11 protein-coding genes and 1 pseudogene are annotated in these 14,334 nt (G+C 71.0%); 5 read left to right on the top strand and 7 right to left on the bottom strand.

From position 1 onward, the window contains the following. The 4 genes from ACIQI8_RS12355 to ACIQI8_RS12340 form a co-directional block, all read right to left on the bottom strand. Positions 1-852: an alkaline phosphatase family protein gene (locus tag ACIQI8_RS12355; protein ID WP_402350387.1), complete on the bottom strand. Its 852-nt coding sequence runs from the start codon at positions 850-852 to the stop codon at positions 1-3. Positions 853-1,055: 203 nt separating this feature from the next. Further along, the gene (locus ACIQI8_RS12350) at positions 1,056-1,496 is read right to left on the bottom strand and encodes a VOC family protein (RefSeq protein ID WP_402347988.1); all 441 of its coding nucleotides are present in this window, start codon (positions 1,494-1,496) and stop codon (positions 1,056-1,058) included. A 54-nt stretch (positions 1,497-1,550) separates the two neighbouring features. After that, positions 1,551-2,063, bottom strand: coding sequence for a pyridoxamine 5'-phosphate oxidase family protein (locus ACIQI8_RS12345; protein ID WP_402350384.1), 513 nt, complete (start codon positions 2,061-2,063; stop codon positions 1,551-1,553). 78 nt (positions 2,064-2,141) lie between these two features. Then, positions 2,142-2,876: a LuxR C-terminal-related transcriptional regulator gene (locus ACIQI8_RS12340; protein ID WP_402347985.1), complete on the bottom strand. Its 735-nt coding sequence runs from the start codon at positions 2,874-2,876 to the stop codon at positions 2,142-2,144. A gap of 182 nt (positions 2,877-3,058) precedes the next feature. Between ACIQI8_RS12340 and ACIQI8_RS12335 the strand changes: the two genes are divergently transcribed. Then, the gene (locus ACIQI8_RS12335; RefSeq protein ID WP_402347982.1) at positions 3,059-4,012 is read left to right on the top strand and encodes a hypothetical protein; all 954 of its coding nucleotides are present in this window, start codon (positions 3,059-3,061) and stop codon (positions 4,010-4,012) included. A 456-nt stretch (positions 4,013-4,468) separates the two neighbouring features. Continuing rightward, complete coding sequence (locus ACIQI8_RS12330; RefSeq protein WP_402347978.1) at positions 4,469-7,480, top strand: bifunctional [glutamine synthetase] adenylyltransferase/[glutamine synthetase]-adenylyl-L-tyrosine phosphorylase; 3,012 nt, start codon at positions 4,469-4,471, stop codon at positions 7,478-7,480. A gap of 112 nt (positions 7,481-7,592) precedes the next feature. On the opposite strand, the pseudogene ACIQI8_RS12325 reads toward ACIQI8_RS12330, so the two are convergent. Continuing rightward, a pseudogene (locus ACIQI8_RS12325) lies at positions 7,593-8,438 on the bottom strand (DMT family transporter); the annotation flags it as partial. Positions 8,439-8,510: 72 nt separating this feature from the next. Here ACIQI8_RS12325 and ACIQI8_RS12320 point away from each other — a divergent pair. Further along, positions 8,511-9,407 (top strand): LysR family transcriptional regulator, encoded by an 897-nt coding sequence (locus tag ACIQI8_RS12320; protein WP_402347975.1) that lies wholly within the window; start codon positions 8,511-8,513, stop codon positions 9,405-9,407. A 234-nt stretch (positions 9,408-9,641) separates the two neighbouring features. Here ACIQI8_RS12320 and ACIQI8_RS12315 read toward each other — a convergent pair whose 3' ends face one another. Together ACIQI8_RS12315 and ACIQI8_RS12310 are read right to left on the bottom strand one after the other, a co-directional pair. Continuing rightward, positions 9,642-10,505 (bottom strand): phosphatase PAP2 family protein, encoded by an 864-nt coding sequence (locus ACIQI8_RS12315; RefSeq protein ID WP_402347972.1) that lies wholly within the window; start codon positions 10,503-10,505, stop codon positions 9,642-9,644. A gap of 131 nt (positions 10,506-10,636) precedes the next feature. Next, a complete protein-coding gene (locus tag ACIQI8_RS12310) occupies positions 10,637-11,671 on the bottom strand; it encodes a LacI family DNA-binding transcriptional regulator (protein ID WP_402347969.1) in 1,035 nt (344 codons plus the stop codon). A 308-nt stretch (positions 11,672-11,979) separates the two neighbouring features. Here ACIQI8_RS12310 and ACIQI8_RS12305 point away from each other — a divergent pair, with 308 nt between their 5' ends. Beyond that, the gene (locus ACIQI8_RS12305) at positions 11,980-13,248 is read left to right on the top strand and encodes an extracellular solute-binding protein (protein ID WP_402347966.1); all 1,269 of its coding nucleotides are present in this window, start codon (positions 11,980-11,982) and stop codon (positions 13,246-13,248) included. 88 nt (positions 13,249-13,336) lie between these two features. Continuing rightward, on the top strand, positions 13,337-14,332 hold the full coding sequence (locus ACIQI8_RS12300) for a carbohydrate ABC transporter permease (protein WP_402347963.1): 996 nt from the start codon (positions 13,337-13,339) through the stop codon (positions 14,330-14,332). The last annotated feature ends 2 nt before the right edge of the window (positions 14,333-14,334 follow it).

The raw sequence follows: 14,334 nt of genomic DNA, 5'->3' as shown, positions 1-14,334 counted from the left end.
TCAGGACGTCCAGATGCCGGTGATGTCCTTGGCCGAGGCCGCGTTGCCCGCGTGCGTGGTCAGGCCCTGCGAGTCCTCCAGGGTGCGCAGCAGGTCGTAGTGGTTGTAGGTGGTGGCCGAGGTCGAACCCGCCGTGACCGGCTGGCCGTACAGGACCGTCGGGATGCGGTTGCCGGCCAGCCGGTTGTCCTCGTCGAAGGTGACGACGAGCAGACTGTTGTGAGTCTTGGCCCAAGTGGCGTACGCGCCAAGCTTGTTCTTCAGCCAGGTGTCACCGGTGGACACCGAGCAGTCGTGCATGTCGCTGCAGAGGTTCGGCACGACGAAGGACACGTCGGGCAGGGTCGCGTAGTCGGTCGGGAACTGCGCGAAGGTCTTCGCGGTCGACGTCGGCACGTTGCTGAAGCCGAACCAGGGGTTGTGCTTCCGGGCGTAGCTGCCGCTGCTGCACGTCGTCGAACCCTGGCTGGGCAGCGTCTCGTTGTAGCTGGCCCAGGTGCCGCCGGCCGCGATCACCTCGGAGGCGAGGTTGGCGGCCGAGGAGAAGCCGGGCGTGTAGCAACTGTCGTCCGTGACGCCCTGGGTGGAGCCGGAGAACAGGGCGAAGTAGTTGGGCTGGCTCGGGTGGGTCTCGGCGTACGACTGGCTGAGGTTGGCGCCGCCGGTCCTGAGCGAGTTGATGTACGGCGCGCTGGAGGAGCTGATCACCTGGCTGTAGGCGTGGTTCTCGAAGACCACCACGACGACGTGGTCCGGGTTCGGCACGGTGCCCGCGGCGTGCGCGGACGGGGAGCCGCCGAGGCCGGTCCACACACCGACCGCCGTCGCCGTGAAGGCGAGCGCGGCGGCCACGGCGGTACGGCTGCGGCGGAACGTCGAACGGGCGGAACTGGAACGGGCGGAACGGGAACGGGGGGAACTCGAACGGGCGGAGCGGCCGGGCACGTCTACCTCCGGTGGGGGGAAGGGCGGGGGCGGCGGTACGGATTGAGCATGCGCACGCCAATATTCTCCCGCCCCACCTCACCCGACCGGAAGCATGAAGACCGGGTGAACTACTCGCGCCCGGACGCCAGTTGAGCCAGCACCTGGTGCAGCGGCTCCGCCTCCCGCTTGCGGTACTCCTGGATCGCCCACCCGTTGCCGTCCGGGTCCTTGAAGTACATGAAGGTCGCCCCGTCCTGCGGCGCGAACTGCTGCGGCTCGGTGACGTCCAGACCGCGCGCGGTCAGCTCCTCGTACGCCGCCTTCGCGTCCGTCACGCACAGCTGCATCCCGTGGTACGTCCCCGGCTGCGGCGTCCCCGTCGGCACCTGGAGCCCGTCGACCAGGGCGATCGAACACCCGGACCCCGGTGGCGTCAGCTGCACGATCCGCACGCCCGGCATCACGTCCCCGTCGAGGTCCACGTGGAAGCCGACCTTGTCCCGGTAGAACTCCTTGGCCCGGTCCACGTCCGTGACAGGCATGAGGATCACTTCGAGGGTCATGTCCATAACGACTCCTTTGTCGCAGGCGTGTCGTGCGCGGGTGGACACCTCACGGCCACGTCACTCGAAGCGCCACCGCGTCTGGCTGAACGGCTCCCCCTTACCGAAGCCGAAAACGGTGTCGGGCGCCACCGCGAAGACGAAAGCGTGCCCGGCGCCGTGGTGGAAGGCCTCGTCCCGCACGTCGAAGTGCCAGAAACTGCCGTACTTGGCCTCCCACGCGGCGGCCAGCTCCCGCAGCCGGTCCTCGTCCGTGACCCGCACGGCCTCGCCCTCGACGACCAGGTCGTACCCCTTGTCCCAGGTGTTGGTGCCGGTCGTCAGCACGACCTGCGGGTTGGCCGCCAGGTTCAGCGCCTTGCGCTCCTCGGGGCCGGTGCAGAAGTGCAGCGCCCCGTCCGCCCACACCGCCGGCAACGGCGTCACATGCGGCCGCCCGTCCGGCCGTACCGTCGAGATCCAGAACAGCTCGGCCGCCGCGAGCCGATCCTCGGCCGCGGCCCACTCGGTGGCGGTGGCGGCGGGGTCGCTGTAGCGGGGGTCGAGACGGGTCTGCGGGTCGTGGTTCGTCATGGGCGCCATGGGATGTCCTCCTCGTACCGGCTCCTGAAGTGGTGACCGCGTCAGCCGCGCGAACTCATCGGCGGCCCGTCACGCATACTCCGGGAACACCCGCGCCACCGCCGCGGTACGGCTGGACACACCGAGCCGTCCGAAGGCGTTCTCCAGGTGCTTGCGGACGGTACTGGGGGCCACGCAGAGCTGCTCGGCGATCTGCGGGGTGGACATGCCGAGGGCCACGCAGCGCAGGACGTCCAGTTCGCGCCGGGTGAGCCGGACCGGGGTGCGGCGCCTGCGGGCGGCCGCCAGGTAGATCTCGTACAGGTGCGGGGCCAGCAGCCGCAGGGTGGTCATCTCGTGGTCCTTGAACGGCTGCCCGTCCGTGCGGAACAGCTGGAAGACCCGGGTGCGGCCCGGCGCGGTGGGCAGAGCAACGTCCGCGATGGTGGGGAAGGGGCGCAGGAACTCGACGTAGATCGGCTGGTTCCGCAGTCTGTGCGCCGACACGAAGTCCGCCATCTGCGTGGTCTCGGGGGTGTCGTGCGGGCGCGAGACCTGCTCGCACTGGAGGTGCTGGTGGCGCCAGCGCCAGTACTCCTCCATCGGGCCCTGCTCCTCCCCGCCCGGGGTGTCCCGGTCGTTCCAGCTGATCCTGGTCGGGATGTCCAGCTCCGAGAAGCTCGCGCACTCGCAGGGAATCAGCCGCTGCAGGCCGTGGAGCAGGGACATCGGGGGCACGCCCTCCGCGAGGTCCTGCCGGGCCTCGTCCAGGACGTCCGCCATGCGGCGCAGATGGGCTTCGGCGGTGGTGAAGGGTGGGGTCATCACGGCCTCCCTGGGCCGGGCGTGCGTGTCGTACGACGCTACGCGCCCCGGGCGCCCGGTTCGCGAGGGATTCGTCAAATGCCGTATGGGATACGGCGATCGAAGCGTCCAGTGTCGACCCGTACGACCCATTCGGCCCCAGCCCCGACCACCGGGAGGGCCGGCTCGAACGGAGACACCTCATGCGCGACCACATCCCGGACACCCACCCGTACCCGTACCCGCACCTCCACCGCACGGTGGCCCTCACCACCGGCGCCGCCGCCCTGACCGCCGTCCTGCTCACCACCGGCTGCGACGGGACGTCGTCGTCCGCCACGGCCTCGACCGGATCGTCCTCCTCGGCCGCCTCTGCGCAGGAGGACAGGGGCGATGCGACCCCGCGTTCGTCCACCCCGCGTTCTCCCGCCCCGAGTTTCACGACTCTCCGCCTCACCCTCGACGCCCGCGGCGGTGTCCGGCTCACCGGCGGCTCGCGTGCGGCGGCCACCGCGGCGGGGAGCTTCTCCGTGGCCGGCGGTCGCACGCACCGGTTCGACCGGCCAGCGGACCAGTTGCTGGTGGTGCTGCGGCACTGGCCCGACTCCGGTGCGGCACGGGCCTCGCGAGGGCGGGCGCCCCGGCTGTGGCCACCGGACGAGTCCGCGGTGGAGACCGGGTTCCTCGTCGACACCTCGGGCTGGGTGCGGGCCGAGCTCGACGGACAGCCGCTGCGGTGGCTGCGCCGCGACACGCTCCGCGTCGACGCCACGAACGCCACCGCCGTCGGCGACACCACGGTCCTCACGCTGTCCGGACCGCAAGGGGGTCGGTCCGGACAGCCCGTACCGCCGGCCGACACGCGCGCGTGCGCCGGTGTCACCCCGGACCTCGCCCGGCAGGAGGTCCTCCCGGAGATCACCGCGGGCACGACCATCCCGGATGCCCTCACCCGGCTGAGCGACCTGTGCCTCGACATCCAGTACGCCACCCGCCCGGGCGGCCGCCCCGGAACCGTCCGCCAGGTACTCGTCCCGCTCGCCGGCCACCCCACCGCGTCAGCGGCACTGCCACCCACGGACAACACCGCGGCGGCCCCGGGCGACCGAGTACTCCTGGACCCGACCCGCCCGGCGACCCTGGTGGTCGCCCGCTGAGGGGGAGCGCTCCGGCAGAGCAGGAGCGGTCGCCGAAGAACCTGGGGCGCCACCCTCCGCCCACCGAAACCGCCGCGGGCGGGCTCGGCACCCGTCGCCTCTCGCGGTGCGACCGCCGGGCCTGTCGGTCGCTCGCGGTGGGTCGCTCGTCGGTCCTCGCGGATAGGGTCCGCCGGCCGCTCGCGGCGACACCCACCGGGGCGCCGACGGGCACGGGCCGTGGTCGGGTCCTGCCACCGTCCACCACCGCCCGATCGCAGCACCGTCCCCCGTCCACCACCGCCCGCTCGCGCCACCGGCCACCGCCCCTCGCCCCCCCGTCCCGCCCGCCGAAACCGCCGTTCCGCCCCGGCGCTTCCCCCAGGCTCTCCGGTTAGGCTCGGTCTCGCACGACCTTGATCTCGTACGACCCTGATCCGACAGGCGTGCGACGGTGGACGGGACGGGAGGGCCGGGATGACGGCGCCGGGGCGCAGGAGCAGTACCTTTTCGCGGCTGCTGCGGCACGGTTTCACCGATCCCTCGGCGGCGGAGCGGCTGCTGGACAGTGGTGAGCTGACGCCTGTGCGCAATGATCCGGTGTTGTTGGAGGCGCTGGGGGCGACCGCCGATCCGGATCTCGCGCTGCTCGGTCTTGTGCGGTTGCTCGAAGCCCAGCCCGACACCACCGCCTGGCGGACGCTGCTCGACACGTTGATAGCGGCCAAGCCGCTGCGCGACCGGCTGCTCGGCGTGCTCGGCGCCTCCTCCGCGCTCGCCGACCACCTCGCCCGGCATCCGCACGACTGGCACGCGCTCGTCACCTACGAGCCGCGCGATCTGCACCCGGGCGTCGAGGAGTTCGAGCGCGGACTCGCCGAGGCCACCGACCCGGTCACCCTGCGCGTCGCCTACCGCCGCTGCCTGCTGTCCATCGCCGCCCGTGACGTGTGCGGCACCACCGACCTCGCCCAGACCGCCGCCGAACTCGCCGACCTCGCCACCGCCACCCTGCGCGCCGCCCTCGCCATCGCGAGCGCCGCCGCGCCGGACGACGCCGCGCTGTGCCGGCTCGCGGTGGTCGCGATGGGCAAGTGCGGCGGCCACGAGCTGAACTACGTCTCGGACGTCGACGTGATCTTCGTCGGCGAGGCCGTCGAGGGTGCCGACGAGGGCAAGGCGATCCGCGCCGCCACCAAACTCGCCTCGCACATGATGCGGGTCTGCTCCGAGACCACCGTCGAGGGCTCCATCTGGCCCGTCGACGCCAACCTCCGCCCCGAGGGCCGCAACGGCCCCCTGGTCCGCACCCTCAGCAGCCACCTCGCCTACTACCAACGCTGGGCCAAGACCTGGGAGTTCCAGGCCCTGCTCAAGGCCCGCCCGGTGGCCGGCGACCTGGAGCTGGGCGATGAGTACGTCACCGCCCTCGCCCCCATGGTCTGGCAGGCGGCCGAGCGCGAGAACTTCGTCGCCGACGTGCAGAAGATGCGCCGCCGGGTCGTCGAGAACATCCCGCTCGGTGAAGTCGACCGTGAGTTGAAGCTCGGGCCGGGTGGACTGAGAGACGTCGAATTCGCCGTGCAGCTCCTCCAGTTGGTGCACGGGCGGGCGGACGCCTCCCTGCGCAGCGGCACCACGCTGGACGCGCTCCAGGCCCTGGCCGCCGGCGGGTACGTAGGACGCGCCGACGCCGTCCAACTCGACGACGCCTACCGGTTCCTGCGCTCCATGGAGCACCGCATCCAGCTCTACCGGCTGCGCCGCACCCACCTCGTGCCCGAGGACGAGGCCGACCTGCGCCGCATCGGCCGCTCGCTCGGCCTGCGCGCCGACCCGGTCGCCGAGTTGACCCGCGAGTGGCGCCGGCACGCATCCGTCGTACGCCGGCTGCACGAGAAGCTCTTCTACCGCCCGCTGCTCGACGCCGCTGCCCAACTCGCCCCCGGCGAGGCCCGGTTGAGCCCCGAGGCGGCCCGGGAGCGGCTGGTCGCCCTCGGCTACGCCGACCCTGCCGCGGCCCTGCGGCACCTGGAGGCGCTGGCCTCCGGGGTGAGCCGCAAGGCCGCGATCCAGCGCACCCTGCTGCCGGTGCTGCTCGGCTGGTTCGCCGACTCCGCCGACCCGGACGCGGGACTGCTCAACTTCCGCAAGGTCTCGGACGCGTTGGGCAAGACGCCGTGGTACCTGCGGCTGCTGCGGGACGAGGGCGCCACCGCCGAGAACCTCGCCCGCGTGCTGTCCGCGGGACGCCTCGCCCCCGACCTCCTGATGCGGGCCCCCGAAGCGGTGGCCCTGCTCGGCGACGGCGGCGGTGACGGCGGTGGCCTGGAGCCGCGCAACAGAGCCCACTTGGAGCAGGAGGTCCTCGCCGGAGTGGGGCGCGCCGACAACGCGGACCAGGCGGTCGCCGTCGCGCGCGGGGTACGGCGCCGGGAACTGTTCCGTACGGCCGCCGCCGACATCGTCGGCTCCTACGGAACCGACACCCACCCCGTCGAGGCCGACCAGGGCGCCCTGGTGGACCGGGTCGGCGGCGCGATCTCCGACCTCACGGCGGCGACCCTCGCGGGCACGCTGCGCGCGGTGGTGCGGGCCGGCTGGGGCGACACCCTGCCCACCCGGTTCGCGATCATCGGCATGGGCCGCTTCGGTGGTCACGAACTCGGCTACGGCTCCGACGCGGACGTCCTGTTCGTGCACGAACCGCGCGAGGGAGTGCCGGAACGGGAGGCCTCCGAGGCCGCCAACAAGGTCGTCTCCGAGATGCGCCGACTGCTCCAGGTGCCGAGTGCGGATCCGCCGCTGCTCATCGACGCCGACCTGCGTCCCGAGGGCAAGTCCGGGCCCCTGGTACGGACGCTCCACTCCTACGAGGCGTATTACCGCCGGTGGTCTCTGGGGTGGGAGTCGCAGGCGTTGCTCCGGGCCGAACCCGTGGCCGGGGACGCGGACTTGGGGCGGCGGTTCATCGAACTGATCGATCCGCTGCGGTATCCGGCCGAAGGGCTCGGGGACGACGCGGTGCGGGAGATCCGGCGGCTGAAGGCTCGGATGGAGTCCGAGCGGATGCCTCGCGGGGCCGACCCGAAACTGCACACCAAGCTCGGGCCCGGAGGGCTGTCCGACGTGGAGTGGACCGTGCAGTTGCTTCAGTTGCAGCACGGGTGGGCGGAGCCGGGGCTGCGGACCACGCGGACCCGGGAGGCACTCGCCGCGGCGTGCTCCGCCGGTCTGGTGTCGGGCGAGGACGCCGACATACTGGATGAGGCTTGGGTGTTGGCGACTCGGGTTCGTAACGCGGTGATGCTCGTGCGGGGGCGGGCCGGGGACACGTTCCCCTCTGAGAGCCGGGAACTTGCCGCGGTGGGGCGGTACTTGGGGTATGGGCCGGGGCATGCGGGGGACATGCTCGATGCGTATCGCCGTACGGCGCGTCGGGCGAGGGGTGTGGTGGACGAGTTGTTTTATGGGGCGGCGGCGTTGTAGGTGGGTTGTTCGTCTTCGGCTGACGGCCGGTGGGGCTGGTCGCGCCCCGCGGCGGAGCCGCAGATCGACACAGCCCCGCGCCCCTGAAGGGCGTTGCCACTCGCCGCCTGTTTGACAAGGCCACGCCCGTCAGGACCACCGCCATTCCCGCCACCACCCGCCAACCCACCCGCTCGTCCAGTACCAGCGCGCCCAGCGTCACCGACACCACCGGCAGCAGGTAGCCCACCGTCGCCGCGTTCGTCGGGCCCTCGTCTGCTATGAGGCGGTAGTTGAGGTAGAAGGTGACGCCTGTGCCGAGGATGCCCAGGGCGACGACGGCCAGGACGGCGGTGAGGTCGGGACGCAGGGGACCCGCGACCGGGAGGGCCAGCGTGGTCCAGGCCGTTGCCGTGAGGAGTTGGGCCGCCGAGACCGCCAACGGGGCCTCGCGGGCGGTGAGATGGCGGGCCATGTAGGCGAACGCGACGGCGTAGCTCGCGGCGGCGGCCAGCAGGGCGAGGGCGCCCCAGCCGAACAGGCCCGAGCGGTGCCAGGGCGCGAAGATCAGCACCGTACCGGCGAAACCGAGGAACAGGCCGGTCAGACGGGTCCGGCTCAGGCCGCGGTCGGTGCCCAGGGCGACGCCGATGAGCAGGGACCACAAGGGAGTTGTGGCGTTCAGGACGCCGGCCACGCCCGAGTCGACCGTCTGCTCGCCCACGCTGAACATCGCGAAGGGCAGCGCGTTGCAGAAGAGCGCGGCCACGACCAGGTGGCCCCACACCTTGCGCGACCGTGGCAGCGACTGGCCTGCGCGGCGGGCCAGGAGCAGGAGGACGGCCGTGCCCAGGGCGCAGCGGGCGATGGTGATCTGGGCCGGGGTGAGTCCGTGGTCCAGGGCGAGCTTGATCCAGAGGAACCCGGAGCCCCAGAGGAGGGCCAGGACGGCCATGCGGAGGGAGGAGGCGAGCGGCATGGGTCCACGGTGGCCCGCGGGTGGTCGTAAGGACAAGTGAAAGTCTGTGCAGGCACTGTTAACCTCTCCTACATGCTGGATGTGCGACGGATGCAGGTGCTGCGGACAGTGGTCGGCAGCGGATCGGTGACGGCGGCCGCCGCGAGCCTCGGGTACACGCCCTCCGCGGTGAGTCAGCAGGTCGCCGCGTTGGAGAAGGAGGCCGGTACGGCGCTGCTGGAGCGGTCCGGGCGCGGGGTGCGGCCGACGGCGGCGGGGCTGCTGCTCACCGAGTACGCCGATGCCATTGGCCGGCAGGTCGCCGAGGCCGAGACCGCGCTGGCCGATCTGCTCGCGGGGCGTACCGGGCGGTTGTCGGTGCGGTACTTCGCGACGGCGGGGGCCGCCCTGGTCGCTCCGGCCGTGGCCCGGATGCGGGCCGAACACCCTGACGTACAGGTCGAGTTGAAGCTGATCGACCCCGAGGATCCGCTGCCGGACGTGCGGGAAGGGCGGGCGGATCTCGCGCTGGTGGTCGGCGGCGAGCGGCAGGCCGCCGGCGTACGGCTGCTGCGGCTGCTCGACGATCCCTACCTCGCCGTCCTGCCCAAGGGGCACCGGCTCGCGGCCCGGCGGAGCGTGGAGCTGGCGGAGCTGGCCGAGGAGCCCTGGGTCGGCAGCGAGTGGCCGGGGCCCTGTCTGGACGCCCAGCTGACCGCGTGCGAGGCCGCCGGGTTCCGGCCCCGGTTCGTGGTCGAGAGCGAGGACTACGTCACCGCACAGGGCTTCGTCGCGGCGGGACTCGGGGTGAGCCTGATCCCCCGGCTGGGGCTGGGCGGGGGCCGGCATCCGCAGGTGGTACTACGGGAGGTGCGGGGGCCGGAGCCGACCCGCACGATCAGCGCGGCCGTGCGGGAGTCGGCACCGGTACAGCCGGCGTTGCGCACGTTCCTGGAGGCGCTTCGGGAAGCGGCGGGAGCGCCCCGCTGATGCGCGGCCCGCGGGACCCCCACGTCGGGCAGCGGCTCGCGCGCGAACCCGACACCCCGCCGGGCGCGACGCGACGGCTCCGGACCCTCCTCGTCGCGATCCGCCGCGCCGGGCGGGCGTGGGGCAGGGGCGGAGGCAGGCCCGCCTGCCGGCGCGTGGGGCCACGGCACCTCCCGGGCCCGGTGCCTGGAATCCGTATCGCGTCGAGCGCGGCGCGGGCACCCCTCGCCCGGCCTACGCCCTCGTCGGCGACAGACGCTCTCCCGTGCCCCTCGCCGGTGGCAGCTGGGGCAGGGAGTACGGCAGGGCCCCGTACCAGAGGTAGGCCACCGTGAAGCCGAAGGCGAGGCAGAGCATGCCGCCGACCGCGTCGAGCCAGAAGTGGTTGGCGGTGGAGACGATGACCATCAGGGTCGCCGCCGGATAGAGGAGACCCAGGACGCGCACCCACGGCACCTTGGCCAGGGCGAAGATCGTCAGCCCGCACCACAGGGACCAGCCGATGTGCATCGACGGCATCGCGGCGTACTGGTTCGACATGTGCTTCAGGTCGCCGGACGCCATCGAACCCCAGGTCTGGTGGACCATGACGGTGTCGACGAACGTGCTGCCGTTCATCAGGCGGGGCGGGGCGAGCGGATACAGGTAGTAACCGACCAGCGCGACCAGGGTGGTGGCGAACAGAACCATGCGCGCCGCCGCGTAACGGCCCGGATGGCTGCGGTACAGCCACACCAGCACGCCCAGGGTCACCACGAAGTGCAGTGTCGCGTAGTAGTAGTTCATGCCGACGATGAGCCAAGTCACCGAGTTCACACTGTGGTTGACCGACTCCTCGACCGCGATGCCGAGGTGGTGCTCGACCTTCCAGATCCAGTCGGCGTTGCGCAGCGCCTCGCCGCGCTGCTCCGGAACCGCGTTGCGGATCAGCGAATACGTCCAGTAACTGACGCCGATCAGCAGGATCTCGAACCACAGCCGCGGCCGGCGCGGCGTACGCAGTCGGCGCAGCAACCCCGGCCCTCGTCCGGCCGCACCGCGGGTGGGAACGGCCGTCTGCTCACGGTCTTCCAGACTGGTCACGGTCGACTCACCCATAGACACAAAGTCTGCCAGAAACGCCTTCCTCGACCGATCATCCCCTGGGCTGGTTCAGGACGCATGTCCTACGACGGGAAGACACCCCGCCCTCCTACCAGCGAACCGGTCGACACCGCGCGTTCTCCGCCCTAGGGACGACCGCGCTCCCCGGGTGCCGAGGCGGTCGAACCCCGTACCACCAGCTCAGGCATGAACACGAACTCGCTGTGCGGTGCGGGCGTTCCGCCGATCTCCTCCAGGAGCGTGCGCACCGCAGCCTGGCCCATCGCCGGCACCGGCTTGCGGATCGTGGTCAGCGGTGGGTCGGTGAAGGCGATCAGCGGGGAGTCGTCGAAACCGACCACCGAGACATCGCGCGGGACGTCCAGACCGCGCTGGCGGGCCGCCCGTATCGCGCCCAGCGCCATCATGTCGCTCGCGCACACCACCGCCGTACAACTGCGCTCGATCAGCGCGCCGGCGGCGGCCTGGCCGCCCTCCAGGGTGTACAGCGAGTGCTGGACGAGCTCCGACTCGACCTCCTGCGCGCCCAGGCCGAGCAGGTCCTGCATCGCCCGTACGAAGCCCTCGATCTTGCGCTGCACCGGCACGAACCGCTTCGGCCCGAGGGCGAGTCCGATCCGGGTGTGGCCGAGCGACACCAGATGCGTGACCGCCAGCGTCATCGCCGCGCGGTCGTCGGGGGAGATGAAGGGCGCCTGCACCTTCGGCGAGAAACCGTCCACCAGCACGTACGGCACGCCCTGTGCGCGCAGCCGGTCGTAGCGCTCCATGTCGGCGGTGGTGTCGGCGTGCAGTCCGGAGACGTAGATGATGCCGGCGACCCCGCGGTCCACCAGCATCTCCGTCAGCTCGTCCTCCGTGGACCCGCCCGGGGTCTGGGTGGCGAGCACGGGGGTGTAGCCCTGCCTGGTCAGCGCCTGTCCGATGACCTGGGCCAGGGCCGGGAAGATGGGGTTCTCCAACTCCGGGGTGATCAGCCCCACCAGGCCCTCGCTGCGCTGGCGCAGCCGGACCGGGCGCTCGTAGCCGAGCACGTCCAGCGCGGCGAGCACGGACTGGCGGGTGGTGGCGGCGACGCCCGGCTTTCCGTTGAGGACCCGGCTGACCGTCGCTTCGCTCACCCCCGCCTGGGCGGCGATGTCGGCAAGCCGTGTGGTCACGGGGGTGGACTGTACCGGCCGTCGGCCCGCCGCGGGTTGCTGCCTCATAGCGATCCTCATGTCCTGGTCGGTACACGGCAAGAGCTTGCAGAGTCTTGCACAAGTGTCCCCGACCCGCTCAGCCCCTTCAATAGGTGCCTTCAGGGGATCAAGGTCTGATCACGCGCGGGTAACTCTCCGGCCGTCTTGCAATTTTTTGCTGCAAGGTCTTTCGTCTTGCTTGCAACGCTGTTACGTTCCCAATCGCCCGGCCGCCGCAACGGCGCAGTCGGCAGCAGCACACGGGCTTTCACCCTCAAGGAGAACTCATGCGGCGTGGCATAGCGGCCACCGCGCTGATGGCGTCCCTCGCTCTCGCGGCGACGGCGTGCGGCGGGAGCGACAGCGGAGACAAGGCGGACGGCCCGGTCACCATCACCTGGTGGGACACGTCCAACGCGACCAACGAGGCGCCCACTTACCAGGCCTTGGTGAAGCAGTTCGAGGCCGCCAACAAGGACGTCAAGGTCAAGTACGTCAACGTCCCCTTCGACCAGGCGCAGAACAAGTTCGACACCGCCGCCGGCGCCACGGGCGCCCCGGACGTGCTGCGCTCCGAGGTCGGCTGGACCCCCGCCTTCGCGAAGAAGGGCTACTTCCTGCCGCTGGACGGCACCGAAGCCCTCGCGGACCAGGCCAAGTTCCAGTCCAACCTGATCACACAGGCGCAGTACGACGGCAAGACCTACGGCGTCCCGCTGGTCACCGACACCCTCGCGCTGGTCTACAACAAGGCCCTCTTCGCGAAGGCCGGCATCGAGGCGCCCAAGACCTGGGACGACCTCAAGACCGCCGCCGCCACCATCAAGTCCAAGACGGGCGTGGACGGTTACTGGGGCTCCACCCAGGCCTACTACGCGCAGAGCTTCCTCTACGGCGAGGGCACCGACACCGTCGACGCCGCCGCCAAGAAGATCACCGTCGACTCGGACGCCGCGAAGAAGGCCTACGGCACCTGGCAGGGGCTGTTCTCCGGCAAGGGCCTGCACAAGGCCGACACCACCGCCGACGCCTACGCCCACATCCAGGACGCGTTCGTCAACGGCAAGGTCGCCGCGATCATCCAGGGCCCGTGGGAGATCACGAACTTCTACAAGGGCAGCGCCTTCAAGGACAAGGCCAACCTCGGCATCGCCACCGTCCCGGCCGGCTCCACCGGCAAGGCGGGCGCCCCGACCGGCGGCCACAACCTGTCCGTCTACGCGGGTTCGGACGCGGCGCACCAGAAGGCGGCCCTGAAGTTCGTCAACTTCATGACCTCCGCCAAGTCCCAGTCGCAGATCGCGCTGAAGAACTCCACACTGCCCACCCGCGACGACGCCTACACCGCCGAGGTCAAGGCAGACCCGGGCATCGCCGGCTTCCAGACCGTGCTGCCCGCCGCCCAGCCGCGGCCCGCGCTGCCGGAGTACAGCTCCCTGTGGACCCCGCTGGACACCGAACTGCCGAAGATCGCCGGCGGCAAGGAGTCCCTGGACAAGGGCCTCAGCAACGCTGAACTGGCCATCGCCAAGCTGGTGCCGGACTTCAGCAAGTGAGCCCCGCGTGACCGTCGGATCGCCCTGACAGCAGTACCGGGGGAGCGATCCGGCGGTCACCGGCCTGTCTTCCAGAAGGTGTTGAACCATGACAGTCGCCATCGACCGCGCGACGGGCAAGCGCCGCGGTGACCGAGCGCCGCGGGACGGGCGTTTCAGGCGCAGCTACCAGAAGTACTGGTACGCGTACGCGATGATCGCCCCGGTGGCGATCGTGCTCGGCGTCCTCGTGCTCTACCCCCTGGTGTACGGCCTCTACCTGACCCTCACCGACGCCAACAGCCTCAACACCGCGCGCACGATCGGCGTCAACCACATCGACGCCACCTACAAGTTCATCGGGCTCGACAACTACAAGGACATCCTGTTCGGCCCGACGTCCTACGACCGCTTCTGGTCGCACTTCATCTGGACCATCGTGTGGACCGCGCTGTGCGTCGCCCTGCACTACACGATCGGCCTGGGCCTGGCACTCCTGCTCAACCAGAAGCTGCGCGGACGCACCTTCTACCGGCTGATCCTCGTGCTGCCCTGGGCCGTGCCGACCTTCGTCACCGTCTTCGGCTGGCGGTTCATGCTCGCCGACGGCGGCATCATCAACACCGCCCTGGACGCCCTGCACCTGCCCAGTCCGGCCTGGCTTGAGGACACCTTCTGGCAGCGGTTCGCCGCCATCATGGTCAACACCTGGTGCGGGGTGCCCTTCATGATGGTGTCCCTGCTCGGCGGCCTGCAGTCCATCGACGCCTCGCTGTACGAGGCCGCCGAGATGGACGGCGCCACCGCCTGGCAGCGCTTCCGGTACGTCACCCTGCCGGGCCTGAGGTCCGTCAGCTCCACCGTCGTACTCCTCGGCATCATCTGGACCTTCAACCAGTTCGCCGTCATCTTCCTGCTGTTCGGCAACACCGCCCCGGACGCGCAGATCCTGGTCACCTGGGCCTACTACCTCGGCTTCGGCCAACAGCCGCGCGACTTCGCGCAGTCCGCCGCCTACGGCATCCTGCTGCTGGCCATCCTGATCGTCTTCACCTCCTTCTACCGCCGCTGGCTGAGCCGGGGCGACCAGCAACTCGCGATCTGAGG

Source organism: Streptomyces sp. NPDC092369, from assembly GCF_044755245.1.
In the GTDB taxonomy this organism is placed as follows: domain Bacteria; phylum Actinomycetota; class Actinomycetes; order Streptomycetales; family Streptomycetaceae; genus Streptomyces.
This window is presented reverse-complemented; position numbering and strand designations above follow the sequence as displayed.

Bases quoted from the DNA above. Each gene is read 5' to 3' on its own strand.
- ACIQI8_RS12350 (WP_402347988.1), bottom strand. From the start codon at position 1,496: ATGGACATGACCCTCGAAGTGATCCTCATGCCTGTCACGGACGTGGAC.
- ACIQI8_RS12345 (WP_402350384.1), bottom strand. From the start codon at position 2,063: ATGACGAACCACGACCCGCAGACCCGTCTCGACCCCCGCTACAGCGAC.
- ACIQI8_RS12340 (WP_402347985.1), bottom strand. From the start codon at position 2,876: ATGACCCCACCCTTCACCACCGCCGAAGCCCATCTGCGCCGCATGGCG.
- ACIQI8_RS12335 (WP_402347982.1), top strand. From the start codon at position 3,059: ATGCGCGACCACATCCCGGACACCCACCCGTACCCGTACCCGCACCTC.
- ACIQI8_RS12330 (WP_402347978.1), top strand. From the start codon at position 4,469: ATGACGGCGCCGGGGCGCAGGAGCAGTACCTTTTCGCGGCTGCTGCGG.
- ACIQI8_RS12320 (WP_402347975.1), top strand. From the start codon at position 8,511: ATGCTGGATGTGCGACGGATGCAGGTGCTGCGGACAGTGGTCGGCAGC.
- ACIQI8_RS12315 (WP_402347972.1), bottom strand. From the start codon at position 10,505: ATGGGTGAGTCGACCGTGACCAGTCTGGAAGACCGTGAGCAGACGGCC.
- ACIQI8_RS12305 (WP_402347966.1), top strand. From the start codon at position 11,980: ATGCGGCGTGGCATAGCGGCCACCGCGCTGATGGCGTCCCTCGCTCTC.
- ACIQI8_RS12300 (WP_402347963.1), top strand. From the start codon at position 13,337: ATGACAGTCGCCATCGACCGCGCGACGGGCAAGCGCCGCGGTGACCGA.